The following is a 20,628-nucleotide window of genomic DNA, read 5'->3' as shown; positions in this document are numbered from 1 at the left end:
CACGCGCCACTGACCTTGTGCCCACCCAGGGCGTAGCTGAGCATGCCGTTGAACGTGGTGTTGTCGATGTTGCCGGCCTTGGCGGCACCGGCGTCGTCGCTGATGGCCAGGCGCAGGTCGGCACCGAGGGTGCCTGGGCCCCACGGCTGGGTGGCGACCATGCCGATGAAGTGCTGGCGGTAGATATCGTCGAGCTGGGCGAAGTGATAGCTGCCGGTGATACGGTCGGTGAACTGGTAGTCGAGCCCACCCAGGGCCAGGTGATCGGCGCTGAACGAACCACCGAAGCGGCCATTCTTGTTGTTCAGGGCCAGGTCTTCCCAATTGGTGTCGTTACGGTCCTTGGCTTTGTCCAGGCGCCCGCCAGTGAACGTCAGGCCCTTTATTTCCTTCGAGGTGAGCAGGCCGCCTTCGAAGGTTTGCGGCAGGATCCGGCCGTCGTTCGGTTGCAGGGTTGGCAGTTCGGGGATCAGCGTACCGATCTTCAGTTCGGTCTGGGACACCTTGACCTTGCCGGTCAGGCCCAGCTTGGAGTATTCGTCGGCAGCCTTGCCGTCATCGTGGGTCGGCAGCAGGCCGGTATCGGTGCGGTCCGGGCTGGAGTCGAGCTTGATACCGAGCATGCCCAGCGCGTCCACGCCGAAGCCTACGGTGCCATCGGTGTAGCCGGACTCGAAGTTGAGCATGAAGCCCTGGGCCCATTCATCGCGCTTGGATTGTTGCGCGCTGGTGCCGTCGCGGAAATCGCGATTGAAGTACATGTTGCGGGTTTCGAAGGTGGCCGTGCTGTCTTCGAAGAAGGCGGCCTGGCTCAGCGGGGCGACACCGGCGAGCGCCAGGGCGCTGGCGAGGGTGCTGGGGCGTGAGGCAAAGGAACGGGTAGGCGCAAACGCCTGCGGCTGTGCTGACAGCATCGTCGGTGACTCCGTTTATTGTTCTTATTCGTTGCACCTTGCTGGTGCTTTTTTCGGTGCGAGGCGCGACCGTAGGGCGATGCTAGGCAACGAACCTTTCGCTAACCTTTCAACCTGAAAGGTTGCCACAAGGGGCTTCACAGGCCCGGCGACAGCGGTACACTCCGCGCCATTGCCCCAGCCGAGAGGGAGAAACCGATGCGTGTGCTGCTGGTCGAAGACCACCTGCAACTGGCCGAAAGCGTGGCCTTGGCCTTGAAAAGCCTGGGCCTGACCGTGGATGTGCTGCATGACGGCGTGGCCGCCGACCTGGCCCTGGCCAGCGAAGAATACGCAGTGGCCGTGCTGGATGTCGGCTTGCCGCGCATGGATGGCTTTGAAGTGCTGGCGCGTTTGCGTGGGCGCGGCAAGACCCTGCCGGTGTTGATGCTGACCGCCCGCAGCGACGTCAAGGACCGGGTCCACGGCCTGAACCTGGGGGCCGATGACTACCTGGCCAAGCCGTTCGAGCTGACCGAGCTGGAAGCCCGGGTCAAAGCCCTGCTGCGGCGCAGCGTGCTCGGTGGGGAGCGCCAGCAGCGCTGCGGGCCGTTGGTGTACGACCTCGATACCCGGCGTTTTGCCCTTGGCGACGACAACCTGACCCTGACCTCCCGTGAGCAAAGTGTGCTGGAGGCGCTGATCGCCCGCCCGGGCCGGGTGATGAGCAAGGAGCAGCTGGCCGCCCAGGTCTTCGGCCTGGACGAGGAGGCCAGCCCCGATGCCATCGAAATCTACATCCACCGCTTGCGCAAGAAGCTCGACGGCCAACCGGTAGCCATCGTCACCTTCCGCGGCCTGGGCTACCTGCTAGAGCACCGCGATGCGTGACAATGGCAGCCTGCGCGGGCGCTTGATGGGCAATTTGGCGTTGCTGCTGGTGGTGCTGATGCTGGCCAGCGGCCTGAGCGCCTACTGGAATGGTCGCGAGGCTGCAGATACCGCCTACGACCGTACCCTGCTGGCCTCGGCACGGACCATCGCCGCGGGGCTGTCGCAGCGCGATGGCTCGCTGAGCGCCGACGTGCCTTACGTGGCGCTGGACACCTTCGCCTACGACAGCGCCGGGCGCATTTACTACACCGTGCTCGATATCCAGCAGCGGCTGATTTCCGGTTACGAGAACCTGCCGCCACCGCCGCCAGGCACGCCCCGCACCGACGATTACCCGGCGCTGGCGCGGTTCTACAACGCCACCTACCTGGGCCAGGACGTGCGCGTGGTCAGTTTGCTCAAGGCGGTGAGCGAGCCGAACATGAATGGCATGGCGGAAATCCGGGTGGCCGAGACCGAGGAGGCGCGGGTAAGCATGGCCCGCGGCTTGATGGCCGATACCTTGCTGCGCCTGGGCATGCTGGCGCTGGCGGCGCTGGTGATGGTGTGGTTCGCCGTCAGTGCGGCGCTGCGGCCGCTGGAGCGCCTGCGCACGGCGGTGGAGGAGCGCCAGCCCGACGACCTGCGGGCGCTGCCGGTGGTGCAGGTGCAGCGTGAGTTGGGCCCATTGGTGCGTGCCTTGAACCATTTCACAGAACGCCTGCGTGGCCAGTTCGAGCGCCAGGCCCAGTTCATTGCCGATGCCGCGCACGAACTGCGCACGCCGCTGGCGGCCTTGAAGGCGCGCGTCGAGTTGGGCCTGCGCTCGCCAGAGCCGCAGGCGTGGCGGGAAACGTTGGAGTCTGCCGCCCAGGGCACCGACAGGTTGACCCACCTGGCCAACCAGTTGCTGTCATTGGCACGGGTGGAGAACGGCGCGCGGGCGATTGCCGAGGGCGGTGCGCAGCGCCTGGACTTGAGCCAACTGGCCCGGGAGCTGGGCATGGCCATGGCGCCCCTGGCGCACAAGCGCGGCGTTGCGCTGGCGCTGGAGGCCGAGGCGCCGGTCTGGCTGAAGGGCGAGCCGACGTTGCTCAACGAGCTGTTGAGCAACCTGGTGGACAATGCCCTGGCGCATACACCGCAAGGCGGCAATGTGATCATCCGCGTGCTGGCCCCGGCCGTGCTGGAAGTGGAAGACGACGGGCCGGGCATTCCCGAGGCTGAGCGCGAGCGGGTCTTCGAGCGGTTCTACCGGCGCAGTGCGCAGGGCAGCGGGTTGGGGCTGGCCATCGTGGGCGAGATCTGCCGGGCGCACCTGGCGCAGGTGAGCCTGCATGATGGCGCGAAGGGCGGGTTGCGGGTACGGGTGAGTTTTATCGCGGACTGACGCGGTGCCTGTGCTGGCCCACCGCCGGCCAGCGCAGGTTTGAGCGGGTCAGCGCAACATGCTCCGCGCCTCAAGCAGCTCTTCCACCTCAAGCTCGGTACCGAACGGCAAGCCCAGGTGGCGGTACGCCGGCAGCGCCGCCAACGGCCGCTGGCGCCCACGTTGGCTGATGCAACGCGCGATCTGCACGATGTCGATGTAGTCGACCTTGTCAGTCTGGCGGTCCAGGTCCTGAACCTGCGAGGGCAGGTTGACCAATTGCTCCGGAAACTCCCACGCCTTGAGAATCTTGTCACCCAGCGCCGGCTGGATCTGCTCGATCACATAATGCAGGCACACCGGGTCGGACAGCAGTTCGTTGTGCTCTTCGGCGTAGATCAGCACGGGCAGCGCGCCAATCTGGTTGACCAGCCCACCCAGGGTCGCCTGCTCAGGTTTGAGCTGGGTGTAGCGGCGCGTGATTTCGTAACTGATGCCCGCCACTTCCAGGCTGTTGGCCCAGATTTCCCGCAATTTTTGTTCCACGGCCGACGAGCGGGCGTGGAAAATCTGCTCGATGACCAGGCCGATGGCGAGGTTGCAGCTGTAGTTGATGCCCAGCCGCGTGATGGCGGTGTGCAGGTCGGTCACTTCTACCGCCGCGCGCAGCAGTGGGCTGTTGACGACCTTGATCAGGCGCGCCGAAAGCGCCGCATCACGGCCGATCACCTTGCTCAGGGCCGCTACGCTGATCTCGCTGTCTTCTGCCGCCTCACGGATGCTCAAGGCAACTTCGGGCAGGGTCGGCAGGACCAGGTCATCCTTTTCGATGGCATCGAGCAACTGTGCTTGAACCATCTCGGCCAGCTTGTTCATGGGCGTGTCTACCGCAGTGGTGGTGCGGCCCCGCCATGCGGGCGGGGCAGGCTGGTCAGCGCTGGATTTCCCGGTCGCGGTCCAGTTCGTAAGGCAGGGTCAGCACCTGCAGGCGCGGGCCTTCCAGGCTGCCCAGGTGCAGGTTGTCGTCCTCTACCGCCTCGGCACTCAGCACGGCGAGCAATTCGCAGCCGGCACCGTTGCTGGCGGCCAGCACCACTTCACCGACCGACGAGCCGTGGGTGGGCGAGAAGATTTCCGCCCCCGGCGCCGGAACGGCGGCCTGGTCCAGCGCCAGGCGGTACTGACGGCGCTTGAGCTTGCCCAGGTACTGCATGCGCGCGACGATCTCCTGGCCGGTGTAGCAGCCCTTCTTGAAGCTGACGCCATCGACGGCTTGCAGGTTGATCATCTGGGGAATGAACAGCTCGCGGGTCGGCCCCATGACCTGACCGATGCCGGCGCGGACCTGGCCGAGCAGCCAGTCGTTGAGGCTGCCTTCGGGCAGGGCGGCGGCGAGGGCCTGGCGCACGGGCTCGGCGTTGTCCGCCGCTACCCACAGCTCTACGCGGCCGGCGGACACGGTGATCGCGATCAGCCCGGCCTGGCGCACGGTGCTGCCCGCGGCGCTGGGCAGGTCGATCCCCAGTGCTTGCAGTGCCGCTTCGCCCCCTTGCAGGCCGAAGCGTGCCCAGGCGCTGCTCTCATCGGTGAGCGTGGCCTTTGAAAACACGGCGTACTTCTTCAGGTCGGCCAATTGCGCCTCGAGCAGCTCGCTGGCCATGGCCAGCAGGTAGCCGTTGCCTTCGGGCAGGATACGGAAGCTCGACTGCATGCGCCCCTTGACCATGCAGCGGGCGCCGAGGCCGGCATGTTCCTGGCTGAGATAGTTGATGTTGCAGGTCAGCTGGCCTTGCAGGAACTTGCCTGCATCGGAGCCGCGGACGGCGAGGATGCCCTCGTGGGACAGGGGGCAGAAGAAAGCGGAATCGGCCATGGGTCATCGCGGTGGCTAAAGACTGGCGGCCATCATAGAACGCCGGTAACAAAATAGGTAGGTGAGTAGACCAACGCCCGGTGCCGCTGCGCTCGCCTGGCTGTATACTGGCGGGCCATTCGAGGAGGGCCCCATGGTCGAACAAACTGAACTCAACCGGCTGTTCTGGCACAGCCGCCGCGGCATGCTGGAACTGGACGTGCTGCTGGTGCCTTTCACCCAGGAAGTCTACCCCACCCTCAACGAGGCCGACCGCGAACTGTATGTGCGCCTGTTGAGCTGCGAGGATCAGGACATGTTCGGCTGGTTCATGGAGCGCACCGAGTCTGAAGACCCGGAGCTGCAGCGCATGGTTCGCATCATTCTGGACCGTGTCCAGCCCAAGTGAGTGTTATGAGTGCCGCTGGCAGGGCTCGCGCCGGCTGCTGGCGGTCTACCTGGCATGCCAGGGGGTAGCCTGGCTCGCCGCGTGGGCAAGTGCGCTGCCAGCCTGGCTGGCGTTTACCCTCATCATTGCCTGCCTTGCCCACGCTGCCTGGGCGCTTCCCCGCCGTATTCTGTTGACCCATGAACAGGCCGTTACCGGCTTGCGCCGTGATGTGCGCGGCTGGCAGGTGTACACCCGTGGTGGTGGCTGGCAGCCGGTGCGGCTGTGCCGGGACAGCATGGCCCTGCCTGGGTTGGTGGTGGTGCGCTTTGAGCGCGCCGGGCGCTGGTTGGGGCAAAGCCAGTGCGTACCGCCGGATGCCCTGGGCGCGGATGAGCATCGGCGGTTGCGGGTGCGGTTGAAATTCAGCCGGCGGCGCTGGGGCGCTGCAGCGCTCAGGTCGGGCTGAGCACCGTGTCCTTTGCTTCGTCCAGCATGCCCGGGTAATCCAGGGTGTAATGCAAGCCGCGGCTCTCCTTGCGCTGCATCGCCGACAGGATCATCAGCTCGGCCACCTGTGCCAGGTTGCGCAGTTCGATCAGGTCGCGGCTGACCTTGTAGTTACTGTAGAACTCGTCGATTTCATCCAGCAGCAACCGAATGCGGTGCTGCGCCCGCTGCAGGCGCTTGCTGGTGCGCACGATACCCACGTAGTCCCACATGAACCGCCGCAACTCGTCCCAGTTGTGCGCGATGATCACGTCCTCGTCCGAATCGGTCACCTGGCTGGCATCCCAACCCGGCAGAGCCCTTGGCATGCTCACCTGCTGCAGGTTGGCCTCGATGTCGGCAGCCGCGGCGCGGCCATACACAAAGCACTCCAGCAGTGAGTTGCTGGCCATGCGGTTGGCGCCATGCAGGCCCGTGAAACTGGTTTCGCCAATCGCGTACAAACCCGGCACATCGGTGTGGCCGCGGTCGTCGACCATTACCCCGCCGCAGGTGTAGTGCGCGGCAGGCACCACCGGAATCGGCTGGCGGGTGATGTCGATGCCAAACGCCAGGCACCGCTCGTACACGGTGGGGAAGTGGCCCTTGATGAACTCGGCTGGCTTGTGGGTGATGTCCAGGTACACGCAGTCCACACCCAGGCGCTTCATTTCGTGGTCGATGGCGCGGGCGACGATATCGCGGGGCGCCAGTTCCTCGCGCGGGTCGAAACGTGGCATGAAACGCTCGCCATTGGGCAGGCGCAGCAGGGCGCCCTCGCCACGCAGGGCCTCGGTGATCAGGAAGCTCTTGGCCTGCGGGTGATACAGGCAAGTCGGGTGGAACTGGTTGAACTCCAGGTTCGCCACCCGGCAACCGGCCCGCCAGGCCATGGCAATGCCGTCGCCACACGCGCCGTCGGGGTTGCTGGTGTAGAGGTAGACCTTGGCCGCGCCGCCAGTGGCCAGCACGGTGAAGCGTGCCCCGAAGGTGTCGACCTCGCCACTGTTGCGGTTGAGCACATAGGCGCCCAGGCAGCGCTCGCCGGGCAGGCCCAGGCGCCGCTCGGTGATCAGGTCGACTGCCACGCGCTGTTCCAGCAGCTCGATATTCGGGCGCGAGCGGGCCTGCTTGAGCAGCGTGGTGAAAATGGCGGCACCGGTCGCATCGGCGGCGTGGATGATTCGCCGGTGGCTATGGCCGCCCTCACGGGTAAGGTGGAACTCGAAGCCGCCATCGTCGACGCTGTTGTGCTCGTCGCGGGTAAACGGTACGCCTTGCTCGATCAGCCACTGTATGGCTTCGCGGCTGTGTTCGACAGTGAAGCGTACGGCGTCTTCATGGCACAGGCCGCCGCCGGCATTGAGGGTATCCTCCACATGCGACTGCACTGTGTCGGTATTGTCCAGCACCGCAGCGACACCGCCCTGGGCCCAGAAGGTCGAGCCATTGGCCAGGTCGCCCTTGCTCAGCACGGCGATGCGCAGGTGTCTGGGGAGGTTGAGTGCCAGGCTGAGACCGGCGGCACCGCTGCCGATCACCAGGACATCATGTTGGAATTGTTGGCTCATGTCGGGACACTAGTAATCTTTGGAGGGGGCGCGGCACAATAGCCACGCGCAGGTGGCATAGTGAAACTATTGTTCGCTCGACCGGGCTGCCTTTATAGCAGCCCCCGGTGGCCAATTTCCATGCCAGCTGCCAGCGTGGCCAACCTTTGTGGGAACTTTCCGACATGGCCGGAAATCCTATGAAGGTTGCCCGCACGCCACAAATTGCCGCGGCGACGCAGGGCGGCAGGCCTGTCCCGGCTGTCCCTGCGTACACGTAACCTGATTATCGACGAAGCCGGCGATGACCGTGCCTCGTCTTCCGTGCAAGCCGACCAAGGGCTGCAGGAAACTTGCTTGGAGGGGAGAACTTTTGCGAAAAGCCCGAGTCTATGGTTGCAAGCCTGAGCGATGGCTGTTGCAACGCTCCTTCGAGTTCACTGAGGAGTGTTCATGCTAACCCAGGAAGAGGATCAGCAACTTGTCGAGCGCGTGCAGCGCGGCGACAGGCGAGCGTTCGATCTGTTGGTGCTGAAGTATCAGCACAAGATTCTCGGGTTGATCGTGCGGTTCGTTCACGATACCCACGAGGCCCAGGATGTTGCGCAGGAAGCCTTTATCAAGGCCTACCGTGCACTTGGCAATTTCCGCGGCGACAGTGCGTTTTACACGTGGCTGTACCGCATCGCCATCAACACGGCGAAGAACTACCTGGTGTCCCGTGGAAGACGGCCGCCAGACAGCGATGTCAGCTCCGAGGATGCGGAGTTTTACGACGGCGATCATGGCCTCAAGGATCTTGAGTCTCCAGAGCGCTCGTTGTTGCGGGATGAGATCGAAGGCACCGTCCATCGCACCATCCAGCAACTGCCCGAAGACCTGCGCACGGCGCTTACCCTGCGTGAGTTCGATGGCCTGAGTTACGAAGACATTGCCAGTGTCATGCAATGTCCGGTGGGTACCGTGCGCTCTCGAATCTTCCGCGCTCGGGAGGCCATAGACAAAGCCCTGCAACCGTTGTTGCAGGAAACCTGAGACAGCGGCGACAGCCAAGAGAGGAACCGCCATGAGTCGTGAAGCTTTGCAGGAATCGCTGTCCGCGGTAATGGATAACGAAGCGGACGAACTGGAATTGCGTCGGGTGTTGAACGCCGTCGACGAAGCCGAAACCCGTGCCACCTGGTCCCGTTACCAGGTAGCCCGCGCAGCCATGCACAAGGAGTTGCTGCTGCCCAACCTGGATATCGCCTCGGCGGTGTCTGCGGCGCTGGCCGATGAAGCCGTGCCGGCCAAGGTCAACAAGGGCCCGTGGCGCAGCATCGGCCGCCTGGCTGTGGCTGCTTCGGTCACCGTGGCAGTGCTGGCGGGTGTGCGCATGTACAACCAGGACGAGATCACCGGTGCCGAGCTGGCTGCCCAGCAGCCGGTCCAGCAGGGCGTGAGCGTGCCACAAGCACAGGGCCCTGCAGTATTGGCAGGTTACACCGAGAGCAGCGAGCAACCGACCGGGCCAATGGCCAACGGTGTGCTGCAGAACCAGGCCGGCTGGGACCAGCGTCTGCCAGGTTACCTGCGCCAGCATGCTCAGGAGTCTGCGCTCAAGGGTACTGAAACTGCACTGCCGTATGCCCGCGCTGCCAGCCTGGAAAACCGTTAAGTAAGGAGGCTCATGCGCGCGCTACCTCTCCTGACGCTGCTGGTTGGCAGCTGCATGACGGTGCCAGCGTTGGCAGCCAATTCTTCGCCCGAGGCGAGTGAATGGCTGAACAAGCTGGCACAGGCCGAGCAAAAACAGAGCTACCAAGGCGCTTTCGTCTACGAACGCAACGGTAGTTTTTCTTCCCACGATATCTGGCACAGGGTAGAGGGCGGCAAGGTCAGCGAGCGGCTATTGCAGCTCGACGGCGCTGCCGAGGAAATCGTGCGCGTGGATGGCAAGGTGGCGTGTGTCAGCGGCGCCTTGGCCAGCGGGGTTACCAGCCCTCCAGATACTGCACCGCGTGTGCTCGATCCCCTGAAGCTCATGGGTTGGTACGACCTGAGCATGGCGGGCAAGTCACGCGTGGCCGGGCGTGACGCCGTGATTGTGACGCTCACGCCGCGCGACCAGCACCGCTATGCCTTCGAATTGCACCTGGACCGCAAGACCGGCCTGCCGCTGCGCTCCTTGATGCTCAACGACAAGGGGCAGTTGCTGGAACGCTTCCAGATGACCCGTCTCGATACCGATGACCTGCCCAGCGACAGCGACCTGCAACCAAGCGCCGCCTGCAAGCCTGTGCAGCATGTGGCCTCGGTCAGCAATGACAACATCGCCGCCTGGCGTTCGGACTGGTTGCCGCCGGGCTTCGAACTGGTCAACAGCACCGTGCACCGCGACCCCAAGCTTGGCAGCTCGGTCAGTAGCCTGATGTACGACGATGGCCTGGCGCGCTTCTCGGTGTTCCTCGAGCCGGTCAAGGATGACGGTGGTAACGATGTGCGCACCCAGCTTGGGCCGACGTCGGCGGTTTCGCGTCGCCTGAATACGCCCAAGGGCAAGGTCATGGTGACGGTCGTCGGTGAAATCCCCCTGGGTACGGCAGAGCGTGTTGCCCTGTCCATGCGACCTCAGGATGCCCAGGCACGCCAGTAATGGCGCCCGTTTGCGGGCCGTGCCAAAGGCAGCCGGGCACGCGCCTGAAATGAAATTAAAGCATTGTCATTTGCAATCCTGCGGCAAATTTTCTATAGGTCAGGCTTTCAGGAGCCTGGCCTTTCCTGTTTTGTGCAGGGGCCTTTCTAACTACCGCTCGTTGTGACGGGAGCCGTATGTCAATACCACGCTTGAAATCCTACCTAATGATGGTCGCCACCGTGCTGATGCTCGGCCAGGCGCTCACCGCCCAGGCCGACGAAGCCCTGCCGGACTTCACCACGCTGGTCGAGCAGGCCTCGCCCGCGGTGGTCAACATCAGCACCAAGCAGAAGCTGCCGGACCGCCGCGTCGCCCAGGGCCAGATGCCGGACCTGGAAGGCCTGCCGCCGATGTTCCGCGAATTCTTCGAGCGCAACATGCCGCAACAGCCGCGCTCGCCGCGTGGCGATCGCCAGCGTGAGGCCATGTCGCTGGGCTCTGGCTTCATCATTTCCAGCGATGGCTATGTGTTGACCAACAACCATGTGGTCGCCGATGCCGACGAGATCATCGTCCGCCTGTCGGACCGCAGTGAGCTGCAGGCCAAGCTGATCGGCACCGATCCCCGTACCGACGTGGCCTTGCTCAAGGTCGATGGCAAGAACCTGCCCACCGTGAAACTGGGTGACTCCGAGAAGCTCAAGGTGGGCGAGTGGGTATTGGCCATCGGTTCGCCGTTCGGCTTCGACCACTCGGTGACCAAGGGCATCGTCAGCGCCAAGGGCCGCACCCTGCCCAACGATACCTATGTGCCGTTCATCCAGACCGACGTGGCCATCAACCCGGGTAACTCCGGTGGTCCGCTGTTCAACATGAAGGGCGAGGTGGTGGGTATCAACTCGCAGATCTTCACCCGTTCGGGCGGCTTCATGGGCCTGTCGTTCGCCATCCCGATCGATGTGGCGCTCGACGTTTCCAACCAGTTGAAGAAAGACGGCAAAGTCAGCCGCGGCTGGCTGGGCGTGGTGATTCAGGAGGTCAACAAGGACCTGGCCGAATCCTTCGGCCTCGACAAGCCGGCCGGCGCCCTGGTAGCCCAGGTGCTGGAAAACGGCCCGGCTGCCAAGGGTGGCTTGCAGGTGGGTGACGTGATCCTGAGCATGAACGGCCAGCCGATCGTCATGTCGGCCGACCTGCCGCACCTGGTCGGCAGCCTCAAGGATGGCGAGAAAGCCAAGCTGGAAATCATCCGCAACGGCAAGCGCCAGACCCTGGACGTGGCCGTGGGCGCCATGCCGGACGACGACGCCGACATCACCGCCGGTGCCGACGGCAGCACCGAGCGCAGCAGCAACCGCCTGGGTGTCGCGGTCGCCGACCTGACCGCCGAGCAGAAAAAATCCCTCGAGCTCAAGGGCGGCGTGGTGATCAAGGAAGTCCAGGATGGTCCGGCAGCGCTCATCGGCCTGCGCCCGGGTGACGTCATCAGCCACCTGAACAACCAGGCCATCGGCTCGGCCAAGGAATTCACCGAAATCGCCAAGGAACTGCCGAAGAACCGCTCGGTGTCGATGCGCGTGCTGCGTCAGGGCCGTGCCAGCTTCATCACCTTCAAGCTCGCTGAATAAGCGGCCAGGTGGGGCGAAAAGGGCAGCTTCGGCTGCCCTTTTTCATGAATATTCACAATTGACTGGCGGGTAGTTGTGTACAGTCGGGCAGAGGAATCTCCCATCTGCGAACAGCTTAAGGTACAATGCCCGGCTATTTTTCGGCGGGCGTCCGGCTCGCAGCCTTTTCGAGTGTTGACCCGTGAGTGATTTGAGTCATATCCGCAATTTCTCCATCATCGCCCACATCGACCATGGCAAGTCGACGCTGGCCGACCGTTTCATCCAGATGTGCGGTGGCCTGACGGCTCGCGAAATGGAAGCCCAGGTACTGGACTCCATGGACCTGGAGCGCGAACGCGGTATTACCATCAAGGCCCACAGCGTCACGCTGCACTACAAGGCGCAGGACGGCAAGATCTACCAGCTGAACTTCATCGACACCCCCGGCCACGTCGACTTCACCTACGAAGTCTCGCGCTCGCTGGCAGCCTGTGAAGGCGCACTGCTGGTGGTCGACGCCGGCCAGGGTGTAGAGGCCCAGTCGGTAGCCAACTGCTACACTGCCATCGAGCAGGGCCTGGAGGTCATGCCGGTCCTCAACAAGATGGACCTGCCCCAGGCCGACCCGGACCGCGTCAAGGACGAAATCGAGAAAATCATCGGTATCGACGCCACTGACGCCGTGGCCTGCAGTGCCAAGAGCGGCATGGGTGTGGACGAGGTGCTCGAGCGCCTGGTGCACTCGATCCCGGCACCCGTGGGCGAAATCGATGCGCCGCTGCAAGCGCTGATCATCGACTCCTGGTTCGACAACTACCTGGGCGTGGTCTCGCTGGTGCGCGTGCGCCAGGGGCGCGTCAAGAAGGGCGACAAGATCCTGGTCAAGTCCACCGGCAAGGTGCACCTGGTCGACAGCGTGGGGGTGTTCACCCCGAAACACACCCAGACCGCCGACCTGAAAGCCGGTGAAGTGGGCTTCATCATCGCCAGCATCAAGGACATTCACGGTGCCCCGGTAGGCGACACCCTGACCTTGTCCTCGACCCCCGAGGTCGAAGTGCTGCCAGGCTTCAAGAAAATCCAGCCGCAGGTCTACGCAGGCCTGTTCCCGGTCAGCTCCGACGACTTCGAAGACTTCCGCGATGCCCTGCAGAAGCTCACCCTGAACGATTCGTCGCTGCAGTACATGCCGGAAAGCTCCGATGCACTGGGCTTCGGTTTCCGTTGCGGCTTCCTCGGCATGCTGCACATGGAGATCATCCAGGAGCGCCTGGAGCGCGAGTACGACCTGGACCTGATCACCACCGCACCCAGCGTGATCTACGAGCTGGAGTTGAAAACCGGCGAAACTATTGTCGTCGACAACCCGTCCAAGCTCCCGGATGTTTCAGCCGTGGCCGACTTCCGCGAGCCGATCGTGACCGCGACCATTCTGGTGCCGCAGGAGCACCTGGGTAACGTGATCACCTTGTGCATCGAGAAGCGTGGCGTGCAGCGCGACATGCAGTTCCTCGGCAGCCAGGTGCAGGTGCGCTATGACATGCCGATGAACGAAGTGGTGCTGGACTTCTTCGACCGCCTCAAATCCACCAGCCGCGGCTATGCTTCGCTGGATTACCATTTTGATCGCTACCAGTCGGCCAACCTGGTCAAGCTGGACGTGCTGATCAACGGCGACAAGGTCGATGCCCTGGCATTGATCGTGCACCGCGACAACGCGGCCTACAAAGGCCGTGCGTTGACCGAGAAGATGAAGGAACTGATCCCTCGGCAGATGTTCGACGTGGCGATCCAGGCAGCCATTGGCGGCCAGATCATTGCCCGGACAACCGTCAAGGCGCTCAGAAAGAACGTACTGGCCAAGTGCTACGGTGGTGACGTCAGCCGTAAGAAGAAACTGCTGGAGAAGCAGAAGGCCGGTAAGAAACGCATGAAACAGGTGGGCAACGTGGAAATTCCACAGGAAGCCTTCCTCGCCGTGCTCAGGTTGGATAGCTAGGTCCTATGTCGCTAAATTTCCCGCTGTTGCTGGTCATTGCCGTATTCGTCTGCGGTTTGCTGGGCTTGATCGACTTGCTGTTCCTGGCCCCGCGCCGGCGTGCGGCAATTGCCAACTATCAGGGCAGCGTAAGCCAGCCTGAAATGGCGGTGGTCGAGCGTCTGAACAAGGAACCGTTGCTGGTCGAGTACGGCAAGTCGTTCTTCCCGGTGCTGTTCATCGTACTGGTACTGCGCTCGTTCCTGGTCGAGCCGTTCCAGATCCCTTCGGGGTCGATGAAACCCACTCTGGAAGTGGGCGATTTCATCCTGGTGAACAAGTTCTCCTATGGCATTCGCCTGCCGGTGATCGACAAGAAGGTCATCGAAGTGGGTGACCCGCAGCGCGGCGACGTCATGGTGTTCCGTTACCCGAGCGACCCGAACGTCAACTACATCAAGCGTGTGGTCGGCCTGCCAGGCGACGTGGTGCGTTACACCAACGACAAGCGCCTGTTCGTCAACGGCCAGCCGGTTGCCGAACAGCTGGTAGGTAGCGAGCCGGGCACCTTGGGCAGCGCCACGCTGTACAAGGAAAAGCTGGGCGAGACCGAACACCTGATCCGCAAGGAAATGAGCCGCTATCGCATGCCGCCGGACCAGCAATGGACCGTGCCGGCAGGCCACTACTTCATGATGGGCGACAACCGCGACAACTCCAACGACAGCCGTTTCTGGGATGACCCGAACATTCCCAAGGAGCTGCACGGCATGGTTCCGGACCGGAACATCGTCGGCAAGGCCTTCGCGGTATGGATGAGCTGGCCGGAACCCAAGCTCAGCCACCTGCCCAACCTGTCGCGGGTCGGTTTGATCCATTGATACCCATCGGCGCTGTCCAGCAGACAGCGCCGAATGCATTTCTGACATAGGCTGTGTTCTCAGGGATCGGGAGATTCGCCGCACATCGCGCGGCGGGCCACAGCCAAACAGTCTTTCAGGATGTTGATTTGAACAACGCGTTAAATAACCAACGGGTGGCCGCATGAGTGCTTCCCTTGCCCGTCTGGAGCGAAAGCTCGGCTACACCTTCAAGAACCAGGACCAGATGCTCCTGGCGCTGACCCATCGCAGTTACGCCGGGCGCAACAACGAGCGCCTGGAGTTCCTGGGTGACGCCATTCTCAACTTCGTCGCCGGTGAAGCGCTGTTCGAGCGTTTTCCGCAGGCCCGCGAAGGCCAGCTGTCGCGCCTGCGGGCGCGGCTGGTCAAGGGCGAAACCCTGGCCCGCCTGGCCCGTGGCTTCGACCTTGGTGAGTACCTGCGCCTGGGGTCCGGCGAGCTCAAGAGCGGTGGTTTTCGCCGCGAGTCGATCCTTGCCGATGCGCTGGAAGCACTGATTGGCGCCATTTACCTGGACGCCGATATGGAAACCGCCCGCGAGCGCGTGCTGGCCTGGCTGGCCAATGAGTTCGAGGGCCTGACCCTGGTCGACACCAACAAGGACCCGAAAACCCGCCTGCAAGAGTTCCTGCAGTCGCGCAGCTGCGAGCTGCCGCGCTACGAAGTGGTGGATATCCAGGGCGAGCCGCACTGCCGCACCTTCTTCGTCGAATGCGAAGTGGTGCTGCTGAACAACAAGAGCCGTGGCCAAGGCGTTAGCCGGCGTATTGCCGAGCAAGTTGCCGCTGCGTCTGCACTGATCGCCCTGGGCGTGGAGAATGGCAATGACTGATAGCAACCCGACCCGCTGCGGCTATGTAGCCATTGTCGGCCGCCCGAACGTGGGCAAGTCGACCCTGCTCAACCACATCCTCGGCCAGAAGCTGGCGATTACCTCGCGCAAGCCGCAGACCACCCGCCACAACATGCTCGGCATCAAGACCGAAGGTGATGTGCAGGCGATCTACGTCGATACCCCTGGCATGCACAAGGCCAACGACAAGGCCCTGAACCGCTACATGAACCGCAATGCTTCGGCGGCCCTGAAAGACGTCGACGTGGTGATCTTTGTGGTCGACCGTACCAAGTGGACCGACGAGGACCAACTGGTGCTGGAGCGCGTGCAGTACGTGACCGGGCCGCTGATCATCGCAGTCAACAAGACCGACCGCATGGAAGAGAAGGCCGAGCTGATCCCGCACCTGCAATGGCTGCAGGAGCAATTGCCGAACGCCGAGGTGATGCCGATTTCTGCGCAGCAGGGCCATAACCTCGAGGCGCTGGAAGCGCAGATCGCCAAGCACCTGCCGGAAAATGACCACTTCTTCCCGGAAGACCAGATCACCGACCGCAGCAGCCGTTTCCTGGCGGCCGAACTGGTGCGCGAGAAGATCATGCGCCAGCTGGGGGCCGAGTTGCCTTACCAGATCACCGTGGAGATCGAGGAATTCAAGCAGCAGGGGCACGTGCTGCACATCCACGCGCTGATCCTGGTTGAGCGCGATGGCCAGAAGAAGATCATCATTGGCGACAAGGGCGAGCGCATCAAGCGCATCGGCTCCGAGGCGCGCAAAGACATGGAAGTGCTGTTCGACTCCAAGGTCATGCTCAACCTGTGGGTCAAGGTGAAAGGTGGCTGGTCCGACGATGAGCGCGCGTTGCGTTCACTGGGTTACGGCGACCTGTAAGCAATACTGTTGGGGCCGCTGTGCGGCCCATCGCCGGCAAGCCAGCTGCCACAGGTGCTGCACAAGCCCTGGGTGCGATGCGGTCGGTGTGTGGCTTGCCGGCGATGGGCTGCACAGCCGCCCCACTGTGCGGTTTTCCTGGCTACAGGGAACGAGTGATCTCCCATGGAACAACCTGTCGGCCAGCCAGCCTATGTGCTGCACAGCCGCGCCTACAAGGAAACCAGTGCGCTGGTGGACTTTTTCACCCCGCAGGGCCGCATGCGCGCGGTACTGCGCCGTGCGCGCGGCAAGGGTGGCAGCCTGGTACGGCCGTTCGTGCCGCTGGAGCTCGAACTGCGCGGGCGTGGCGAGCTGAAGAATGTCGGGCGCATGGACAGCGCCGGCATCGCCGCCTGGTTGCATGGCGATGCACTGTTCAGCGGGCTGTACCTCAACGAGTTGCTGATGCGCCTGCTGCCTGCCGAGGCGCCATTCGTGGCCCTTTTCGAGCACTACGCACTCACCCTGCAGGCCTTGGCCGAGGGGCGCCCGCTGGAGCCGCTGCTGCGATCGTTCGAATGGCGGCTGCTCGATGAGCTTGGTTACGCGTTTTCCCTGAGCCAGGACATCAACGATCACCCCATTGCCGCCGATGGCCTGTACCGCTTGCGCGTGGACGCAGGCCTGGAGCGGGTCGAACTGGTGCAACCCGGCTTGTTCCGCGGCACCGAGCTGCTGGCCCTGGCGCAAGCCGATTGGAGCGCGGACGGTGCCTTGCTCGCCGCCAAGCGCCTGATGCGCCAGGCCCTGGCCGTTCACCTGGGCGGCAAGCCACTGGTCAGCCGGGAACTGTTTCGCAAGCGCTGATCACGACGTATGCTGTGGGCCTCAATCTTCAGGAGAGCCTTTCGTGACTCACAGCAACCGCATGCTTCTTGGCGTCAACATCGACCACGTGGCAACCCTGCGCCAGGCCCGCGGCACGCGTTACCCTGACCCGGTCAAGGCTGCCCTGGATGCCGAGGAAGCAGGCGCCGACGGCATTACCGTGCACCTGCGCGAAGATCGCCGGCACATTCAGGAGCGCGACGTGGTGCTGCTCAAGGACGTGCTGCAGACGCGCATGAACTTCGAAATGGGCGTCACCGAAGAGATGATGGCCTTTGCCGAGAAAATTCGCCCGGCGCACATTTGCCTGGTGCCTGAAACCCGTCAGGAGCTGACCACCGAAGGTGGCCTGGACGTGGCCGGGCAGGAGGCACGGATCAAGGCGGCGGTCGAACGCCTGGCACGCACTGGCGCCGAAGTGTCGCTGTTCATCGATGCTGACGAGCGGCAGATCGAGGCCTCACGCCGGGTCGGCGCCCCCGCCATCGAGCTGCACACCGGGCGCTATGCCGACGCGCAAACCCCAGCCGAGGTGGCCGATGAGCTGCGGCGCATTGTCGACGGTGTGGCGTTTGGCGTGGGTCAGGGGCTGATCGTCAATGCCGGCCATGGCCTGCATTACCACAACGTCGAGGCTGTGGCGGCGATCAAGGGTATCAATGAGCTGAACATTGGCCACGCATTGGTGGCGCATGCCCTGTTCGTGGGCTTCAAGGCTGCTGTGGCCGAGATGAAAGCCCTGATCGTCGCGGCTTCGCGCTGATCTGTCAGTTGCCTGTACCGGCCTATTCGCGGGTGAACCCGCTCCTACAGGGGTTGTGGTACTGGCCTATTCGCGGGTGAACTCGCTCCTACAGGGGTTGTGGTACCTGTGTAGGAGCGGGTTTACCCGCGAAAGGGCAGGTACAGGCGGCCGATCACTCGGCAGGAAACACCAGGGTAAAGCGGGTCGGCCCCAAGGGGCTGCTGCTCACCTCAACCCGCCCGCTGTGCAGTTGCATGATCGATTTGACGATCGCCAGCCCCAAGCCGGTCCCGCCCTCCAACCGCGAGCGCCCCGAACCCACCCGGTAAAAGCGTTCGAACAGCTGTGGCTGCTCAGCCGCAGCGATGCCTGGCCCACGGTTCTGCACAGATAGCCGTATTTCGTTGCCTGTACGCTGGATATGCAAGTCGACCGGTTCACCCTCAGGGCTGTGCCGTATGGCATTACTCAACAGGTTCGACAGCGCCCGTTGAACCATCAACCGGTCGCCCAACGCCGTGCCCCAACCCTGCACCCGCAGCGCTACGCCTTTGAGCTCGGCACTGAAGGCGAACAGCTCGACTACCCGGGCAGTCTCGTCGGCCAACGCCAAGGGCTTGAGCGCCACCTGGGTTTGCGGTTGGCTGACCTGGGCGAGAAACAGCATGTCATTGATGATGCGGTTGAGCCGGGTCAGCTCCTCGATACTGTCTTCCAGCACCTCCCGGTAGTTGGCGTTCTCCCGTTCGCGCGCCAGGGTCACCTGGGCCTTGCCCATCAGGTTGCTCAAGGGGGTACGCAGTTCGTGCGCCAAGTCGTCGGAGAACTGCGCGAGCTGGCTGACACCCTGGTCAAGGCGGTCGAGCATCACGTTGATGCTGCGCGCGAGTTCAGCCAGTTCCAGTGGCAGGCCGCTGGCGGGCAGGCGATGCTGCAGGTCCTGGGCCGAAACCTGGCCAGCGATGCGCCGGAAATGGCGCAGGGGCTTGAGGCCGCGCTGCATCAGCCACCAGGCACCCGCGCCAATCAGCAGCAGCAGCAGCGGCAGCGCCAGCAGGGTTGAGTGCAGGTACGCCTGCAACAGGGCGTTATCGTCGGCGCGGTTGAGCGACATCAGCACCTTGACCGGGGTGTTGTCACGCAGGCGCATCAACCGGCTGACGGTCAGGATCTGGTTGCCGCTGCTGTCGCGCCAGGCGTGAAAGGCCAGGCGTTCGTCGGTGGGCAGCTCAGCGACGCGCGAGTCCAGTGCCGGCCCCAGGCTGAGCAGGTGCGGGTGGCGGCTTTCCTGCGCCAGTACGCTGAGGCTGAGGTTGTCGTGGCCCATCACCAGGTCGAGCAGGGGGTGGGCCCTGGTGCCCAGGTCCTCGCTGCGCAGATCGACGCGCAGGTTGTGCTCGACCTGCAGCATCTTGCGCGCCAGGTCCTTGCGTGCGCGGCTGTCCAGCTCGTGATCCAGGGCGAACACGGCCAGGCAGGCCAGCAACAACACCAGCGCAGCGCCCATCAGCGTGACGCTAAGGCCCAGGCGCAAAGAGAGGCTGGTAGTCTTCAAAAACGCGCCTCCAGCACGTAACCGACACCGCGCAGGGTGTGGATCAGTTTGGTGTCGAACGGGTCGTCGATCTTAGCGCGCAGGCGCCGGATCGAGACCTCCACCACATTGGTGTCGCAATCGAAATTCATGTCCCATACCAGTGAGATGATCTGCGTGCGCGACAGCACTTCACCGGTTTGGCGCATCAGCAGGTGGAGCAGGGCGAACTCCTTGGCGGTCAGGTCGATGCGTTGCCCGGCGCGATAGGCGCGGTGCCGGCCCGGATCCAGTTCAAGGTCGGCGACCAGCAGGGTACTGGGTTGCAGTTGCTGGTCGTTGCGGCGCAGCAGGCTGCGAATGCGCGCCAGCAGTTCAGGGAATTCAAAGGGTTTGAGCAGGTAGTCATCGGCGCCCAGGTCCAGGCCCTTTACCCGGTCGGCCAGGCGGCCATGGGCGGTCAGCATCATGATGCGCGTGGCCGATTCGGCACGCAGGCGCTGAAGCACGGTCCAGCCATCGAGCTCGGGCAGGTTGACGTCGAGGATGACCAGATCGTACGGGTGCTGGAGTGCCAGGTGCAGGCCGTCGGTGCCGGTATGGGCGCAGTCGACCACATAGCCGTTTTCGCGCAGCCCTTGCTGCAGGTAATCGGCGGTACGCAGCTCGTCCTCGATGATCAGTAGGCGCATGGGTTGGCTCGGTGTGGTGAAAAGTGGGCGATTCTCGACCCTGTAGTGACATCAGGGTCAAGGCGCAGGATGTTACGGCATGCGTTGGCGGCCGAGGCGTAGATAACGGATTTGTAATGCGGGTGTTATCTGGCTGTCCGTTGCGGCGCCGGCATGGCGATTGCGCCGGCACATTGCAGGACTGTAATCCGCGCCTCACCTTGCTGTTAGCCAGCCTCTGCGACCATGGCCTGACTGATCGGCTACCATGAGGCAACCCCGATGAACCTGACCAAATACCTACTGTTGGCCACCCTTGCCCTGGGCAGCGCCAGTGTCTACGCCGAGGGCGGTGCGGAGCGCTCCAGGCAGTTCTGGCAAGCGTTCCGCGAGGACCAGCAGCGCCTGCACGGCGACAAGCAGCAGGCCGTGGCCGAGCGCGAGCGCAAGGCGCAAGAGAAGGCCCGTGAGGTGGCCAAGGATTGAGTCGCAGCAGCGGCGCCGACACTGCTCCCCGGCGTCGCTGTCTTCAGGCGCCCGCATGGGTAATGCCTGTCAGT

The 20,628-nt window shown here is 63.6% G+C and carries 21 protein-coding genes; 15 read left to right on the top strand and 6 right to left on the bottom strand.

Annotated features, from left to right (window positions below):
• The coding region (locus tag APH30_RS05960) for an OprD family outer membrane porin (protein WP_054911945.1) at positions 1-914 on the bottom strand (914 nt) is incomplete at its 3' end.
• Between the two features lie 198 nt (positions 915-1,112).
• Between APH30_RS05960 and APH30_RS05955 the strand changes: the two genes are divergently transcribed.
• Both APH30_RS05955 and APH30_RS05950 read left to right on the top strand, forming a co-directional pair.
• Positions 1,113-1,784, top strand: coding sequence for a response regulator (locus tag APH30_RS05955; RefSeq protein ID WP_009684774.1), 672 nt, complete (start codon positions 1,113-1,115; stop codon positions 1,782-1,784).
• Entirely contained in the window at positions 1,777-3,156 is a 1,380-nt protein-coding gene (locus tag APH30_RS05950) for a sensor histidine kinase (RefSeq protein ID WP_009684773.1), read from the top strand. Before APH30_RS05955 ends, APH30_RS05950 begins: the two co-directional genes overlap by 8 nt.
• 48 nt (positions 3,157-3,204) lie before the next feature.
• Here the strand turns inward: APH30_RS05950 and APH30_RS05945 are convergent, their stop codons facing one another.
• On the bottom strand, positions 3,205-4,011 hold the full coding sequence (locus tag APH30_RS05945) for an HDOD domain-containing protein (protein WP_009684772.1): 807 nt from the start codon (positions 4,009-4,011) through the stop codon (positions 3,205-3,207).
• A 55-nt stretch (positions 4,012-4,066) separates the two neighbouring features.
• Complete coding sequence (locus APH30_RS05940) at positions 4,067-5,008, bottom strand: folate-binding protein YgfZ (RefSeq protein ID WP_054911944.1); 942 nt, start codon at positions 5,006-5,008, stop codon at positions 4,067-4,069.
• A 133-nt stretch (positions 5,009-5,141) separates the two neighbouring features.
• Between APH30_RS05940 and APH30_RS05935 the strand changes: the two genes are divergently transcribed.
• Complete coding sequence (locus APH30_RS05935) at positions 5,142-5,396, top strand: succinate dehydrogenase assembly factor 2 (RefSeq protein WP_009684770.1); 255 nt, start codon at positions 5,142-5,144, stop codon at positions 5,394-5,396.
• Complete coding sequence (locus APH30_RS05930; RefSeq protein WP_054911943.1) at positions 5,380-5,844, top strand: protein YgfX; 465 nt, start codon at positions 5,380-5,382, stop codon at positions 5,842-5,844. The genes APH30_RS05935 and APH30_RS05930 overlap by 17 nt, the downstream gene beginning before the upstream one ends.
• Here APH30_RS05930 and nadB read toward each other — a convergent pair.
• Complete coding sequence (nadB, locus tag APH30_RS05925) at positions 5,831-7,435, bottom strand: L-aspartate oxidase (protein ID WP_054911942.1); 1,605 nt, start codon at positions 7,433-7,435, stop codon at positions 5,831-5,833. The two genes, APH30_RS05930 and nadB, sit on opposite strands and share 14 nt — an antisense overlap.
• Before the next feature lie 432 nt (positions 7,436-7,867).
• Here nadB and rpoE point away from each other — a divergent pair, with 432 nt between their 5' ends.
• From rpoE to pdxJ, 10 genes are all read left to right on the top strand, one after another.
• Positions 7,868-8,449 carry an RNA polymerase sigma factor RpoE gene (gene rpoE / locus APH30_RS05920; RefSeq protein WP_003252049.1) on the top strand — a complete coding sequence of 194 codons (582 nt, stop codon included), beginning with the start codon at positions 7,868-7,870 and terminating at the stop codon, positions 8,447-8,449.
• A gap of 31 nt (positions 8,450-8,480) precedes the next feature.
• On the top strand, positions 8,481-9,071 hold the full coding sequence (locus tag APH30_RS05915) for a sigma-E factor negative regulatory protein (RefSeq protein WP_029886111.1): 591 nt from the start codon (positions 8,481-8,483) through the stop codon (positions 9,069-9,071).
• Between the two features lie 12 nt (positions 9,072-9,083).
• Positions 9,084-10,049 (top strand): MucB/RseB C-terminal domain-containing protein, encoded by a 966-nt coding sequence (locus tag APH30_RS05910; RefSeq protein ID WP_054911941.1) that lies wholly within the window; start codon positions 9,084-9,086, stop codon positions 10,047-10,049.
• 176 nt (positions 10,050-10,225) lie between these two features.
• Positions 10,226-11,659, top strand: a complete 1,434-nt coding sequence (locus APH30_RS05905; protein WP_029886109.1) for a DegQ family serine endoprotease — start codon at positions 10,226-10,228, stop codon at positions 11,657-11,659.
• Between the two features lie 181 nt (positions 11,660-11,840).
• Positions 11,841-13,640 carry a translation elongation factor 4 gene (lepA, locus tag APH30_RS05900; protein ID WP_029886108.1) on the top strand — a complete coding sequence of 600 codons (1,800 nt, stop codon included), beginning with the start codon at positions 11,841-11,843 and terminating at the stop codon, positions 13,638-13,640.
• A gap of 5 nt (positions 13,641-13,645) precedes the next feature.
• A complete protein-coding gene (gene lepB, locus APH30_RS05895; protein ID WP_009684762.1) occupies positions 13,646-14,500 on the top strand; it encodes a signal peptidase I in 855 nt (284 codons plus the stop codon).
• A 163-nt stretch (positions 14,501-14,663) separates the two neighbouring features.
• On the top strand, positions 14,664-15,353 hold the full coding sequence (rnc, locus tag APH30_RS05890) for a ribonuclease III (RefSeq protein WP_009684761.1): 690 nt from the start codon (positions 14,664-14,666) through the stop codon (positions 15,351-15,353).
• Positions 15,346-16,248 (top strand): GTPase Era, encoded by a 903-nt coding sequence (era, locus tag APH30_RS05885; RefSeq protein WP_003252061.1) that lies wholly within the window; start codon positions 15,346-15,348, stop codon positions 16,246-16,248. The genes rnc and era overlap by 8 nt, the downstream gene beginning before the upstream one ends.
• 165 nt (positions 16,249-16,413) lie before the next feature.
• Complete coding sequence (recO, locus tag APH30_RS05880) at positions 16,414-17,097, top strand: DNA repair protein RecO (RefSeq protein WP_054911940.1); 684 nt, start codon at positions 16,414-16,416, stop codon at positions 17,095-17,097.
• A 61-nt stretch (positions 17,098-17,158) separates the two neighbouring features.
• Positions 17,159-17,881 (top strand): pyridoxine 5'-phosphate synthase, encoded by a 723-nt coding sequence (gene pdxJ / locus APH30_RS05875; RefSeq protein ID WP_220460431.1) that lies wholly within the window; start codon positions 17,159-17,161, stop codon positions 17,879-17,881.
• A 154-nt stretch (positions 17,882-18,035) separates the two neighbouring features.
• Here the strand turns inward: pdxJ and APH30_RS05870 are convergent, their stop codons facing one another.
• The gene (locus APH30_RS05870; RefSeq protein ID WP_054911939.1) at positions 18,036-19,418 is read right to left on the bottom strand and encodes a heavy metal sensor histidine kinase; all 1,383 of its coding nucleotides are present in this window, start codon (positions 19,416-19,418) and stop codon (positions 18,036-18,038) included.
• Positions 19,415-20,089, bottom strand: a complete 675-nt coding sequence (locus tag APH30_RS05865; RefSeq protein ID WP_054911938.1) for a heavy metal response regulator transcription factor — start codon at positions 20,087-20,089, stop codon at positions 19,415-19,417. The genes APH30_RS05870 and APH30_RS05865 overlap by 4 nt, the downstream gene beginning before the upstream one ends.
• Before the next feature lie 261 nt (positions 20,090-20,350).
• Between APH30_RS05865 and APH30_RS05860 the strand changes: the two genes are divergently transcribed.
• The gene (locus APH30_RS05860; RefSeq protein WP_009684756.1) at positions 20,351-20,554 is read left to right on the top strand and encodes a hypothetical protein; all 204 of its coding nucleotides are present in this window, start codon (positions 20,351-20,353) and stop codon (positions 20,552-20,554) included.
• Positions 20,555-20,628: the final 74 nt, after the last annotated feature.

The sequence above is a fragment of the Pseudomonas sp. NBRC 111127 genome, assembly GCF_001320345.1.
GTDB lineage: Bacteria > Pseudomonadota > Gammaproteobacteria > Pseudomonadales > Pseudomonadaceae > Aquipseudomonas > Aquipseudomonas juntendi.
The sequence above is the reverse complement of the archived record's forward strand: the minus strand, read 5'-3'. Positions and strand labels throughout refer to the sequence as shown.

Coding starts and splice junctions, on each gene's coding strand:
- APH30_RS05945 (WP_009684772.1), bottom strand. CDS start 4,011: ATGAACAAGCTGGCCGAGATGGTTCAAGCACAGTTGCTCGATGCCATC.
- lepB (WP_009684762.1), top strand. CDS start 13,646: ATGTCGCTAAATTTCCCGCTGTTGCTGGTCATTGCCGTATTCGTCTGC.
- APH30_RS05955 (WP_009684774.1), top strand. CDS start 1,113: ATGCGTGTGCTGCTGGTCGAAGACCACCTGCAACTGGCCGAAAGCGTG.
- rnc (WP_009684761.1), top strand. CDS start 14,664: ATGAGTGCTTCCCTTGCCCGTCTGGAGCGAAAGCTCGGCTACACCTTC.
- APH30_RS05950 (WP_009684773.1), top strand. CDS start 1,777: ATGCGTGACAATGGCAGCCTGCGCGGGCGCTTGATGGGCAATTTGGCG.
- pdxJ (WP_220460431.1), top strand. CDS start 17,159: ATGCTTCTTGGCGTCAACATCGACCACGTGGCAACCCTGCGCCAGGCC.
- nadB (WP_054911942.1), bottom strand. CDS start 7,435: ATGAGCCAACAATTCCAACATGATGTCCTGGTGATCGGCAGCGGTGCC.
- rpoE (WP_003252049.1), top strand. CDS start 7,868: ATGCTAACCCAGGAAGAGGATCAGCAACTTGTCGAGCGCGTGCAGCGC.
- recO (WP_054911940.1), top strand. CDS start 16,414: ATGGAACAACCTGTCGGCCAGCCAGCCTATGTGCTGCACAGCCGCGCC.
- APH30_RS05860 (WP_009684756.1), top strand. CDS start 20,351: ATGAACCTGACCAAATACCTACTGTTGGCCACCCTTGCCCTGGGCAGC.
- APH30_RS05910 (WP_054911941.1), top strand. CDS start 9,084: ATGCGCGCGCTACCTCTCCTGACGCTGCTGGTTGGCAGCTGCATGACG.
- APH30_RS05940 (WP_054911944.1), bottom strand. CDS start 5,008: ATGGCCGATTCCGCTTTCTTCTGCCCCCTGTCCCACGAGGGCATCCTC.
- era (WP_003252061.1), top strand. CDS start 15,346: ATGACTGATAGCAACCCGACCCGCTGCGGCTATGTAGCCATTGTCGGC.
- APH30_RS05915 (WP_029886111.1), top strand. CDS start 8,481: ATGAGTCGTGAAGCTTTGCAGGAATCGCTGTCCGCGGTAATGGATAAC.
- APH30_RS05905 (WP_029886109.1), top strand. CDS start 10,226: ATGTCAATACCACGCTTGAAATCCTACCTAATGATGGTCGCCACCGTG.
- APH30_RS05935 (WP_009684770.1), top strand. CDS start 5,142: ATGGTCGAACAAACTGAACTCAACCGGCTGTTCTGGCACAGCCGCCGC.
- APH30_RS05865 (WP_054911938.1), bottom strand. CDS start 20,089: ATGCGCCTACTGATCATCGAGGACGAGCTGCGTACCGCCGATTACCTG.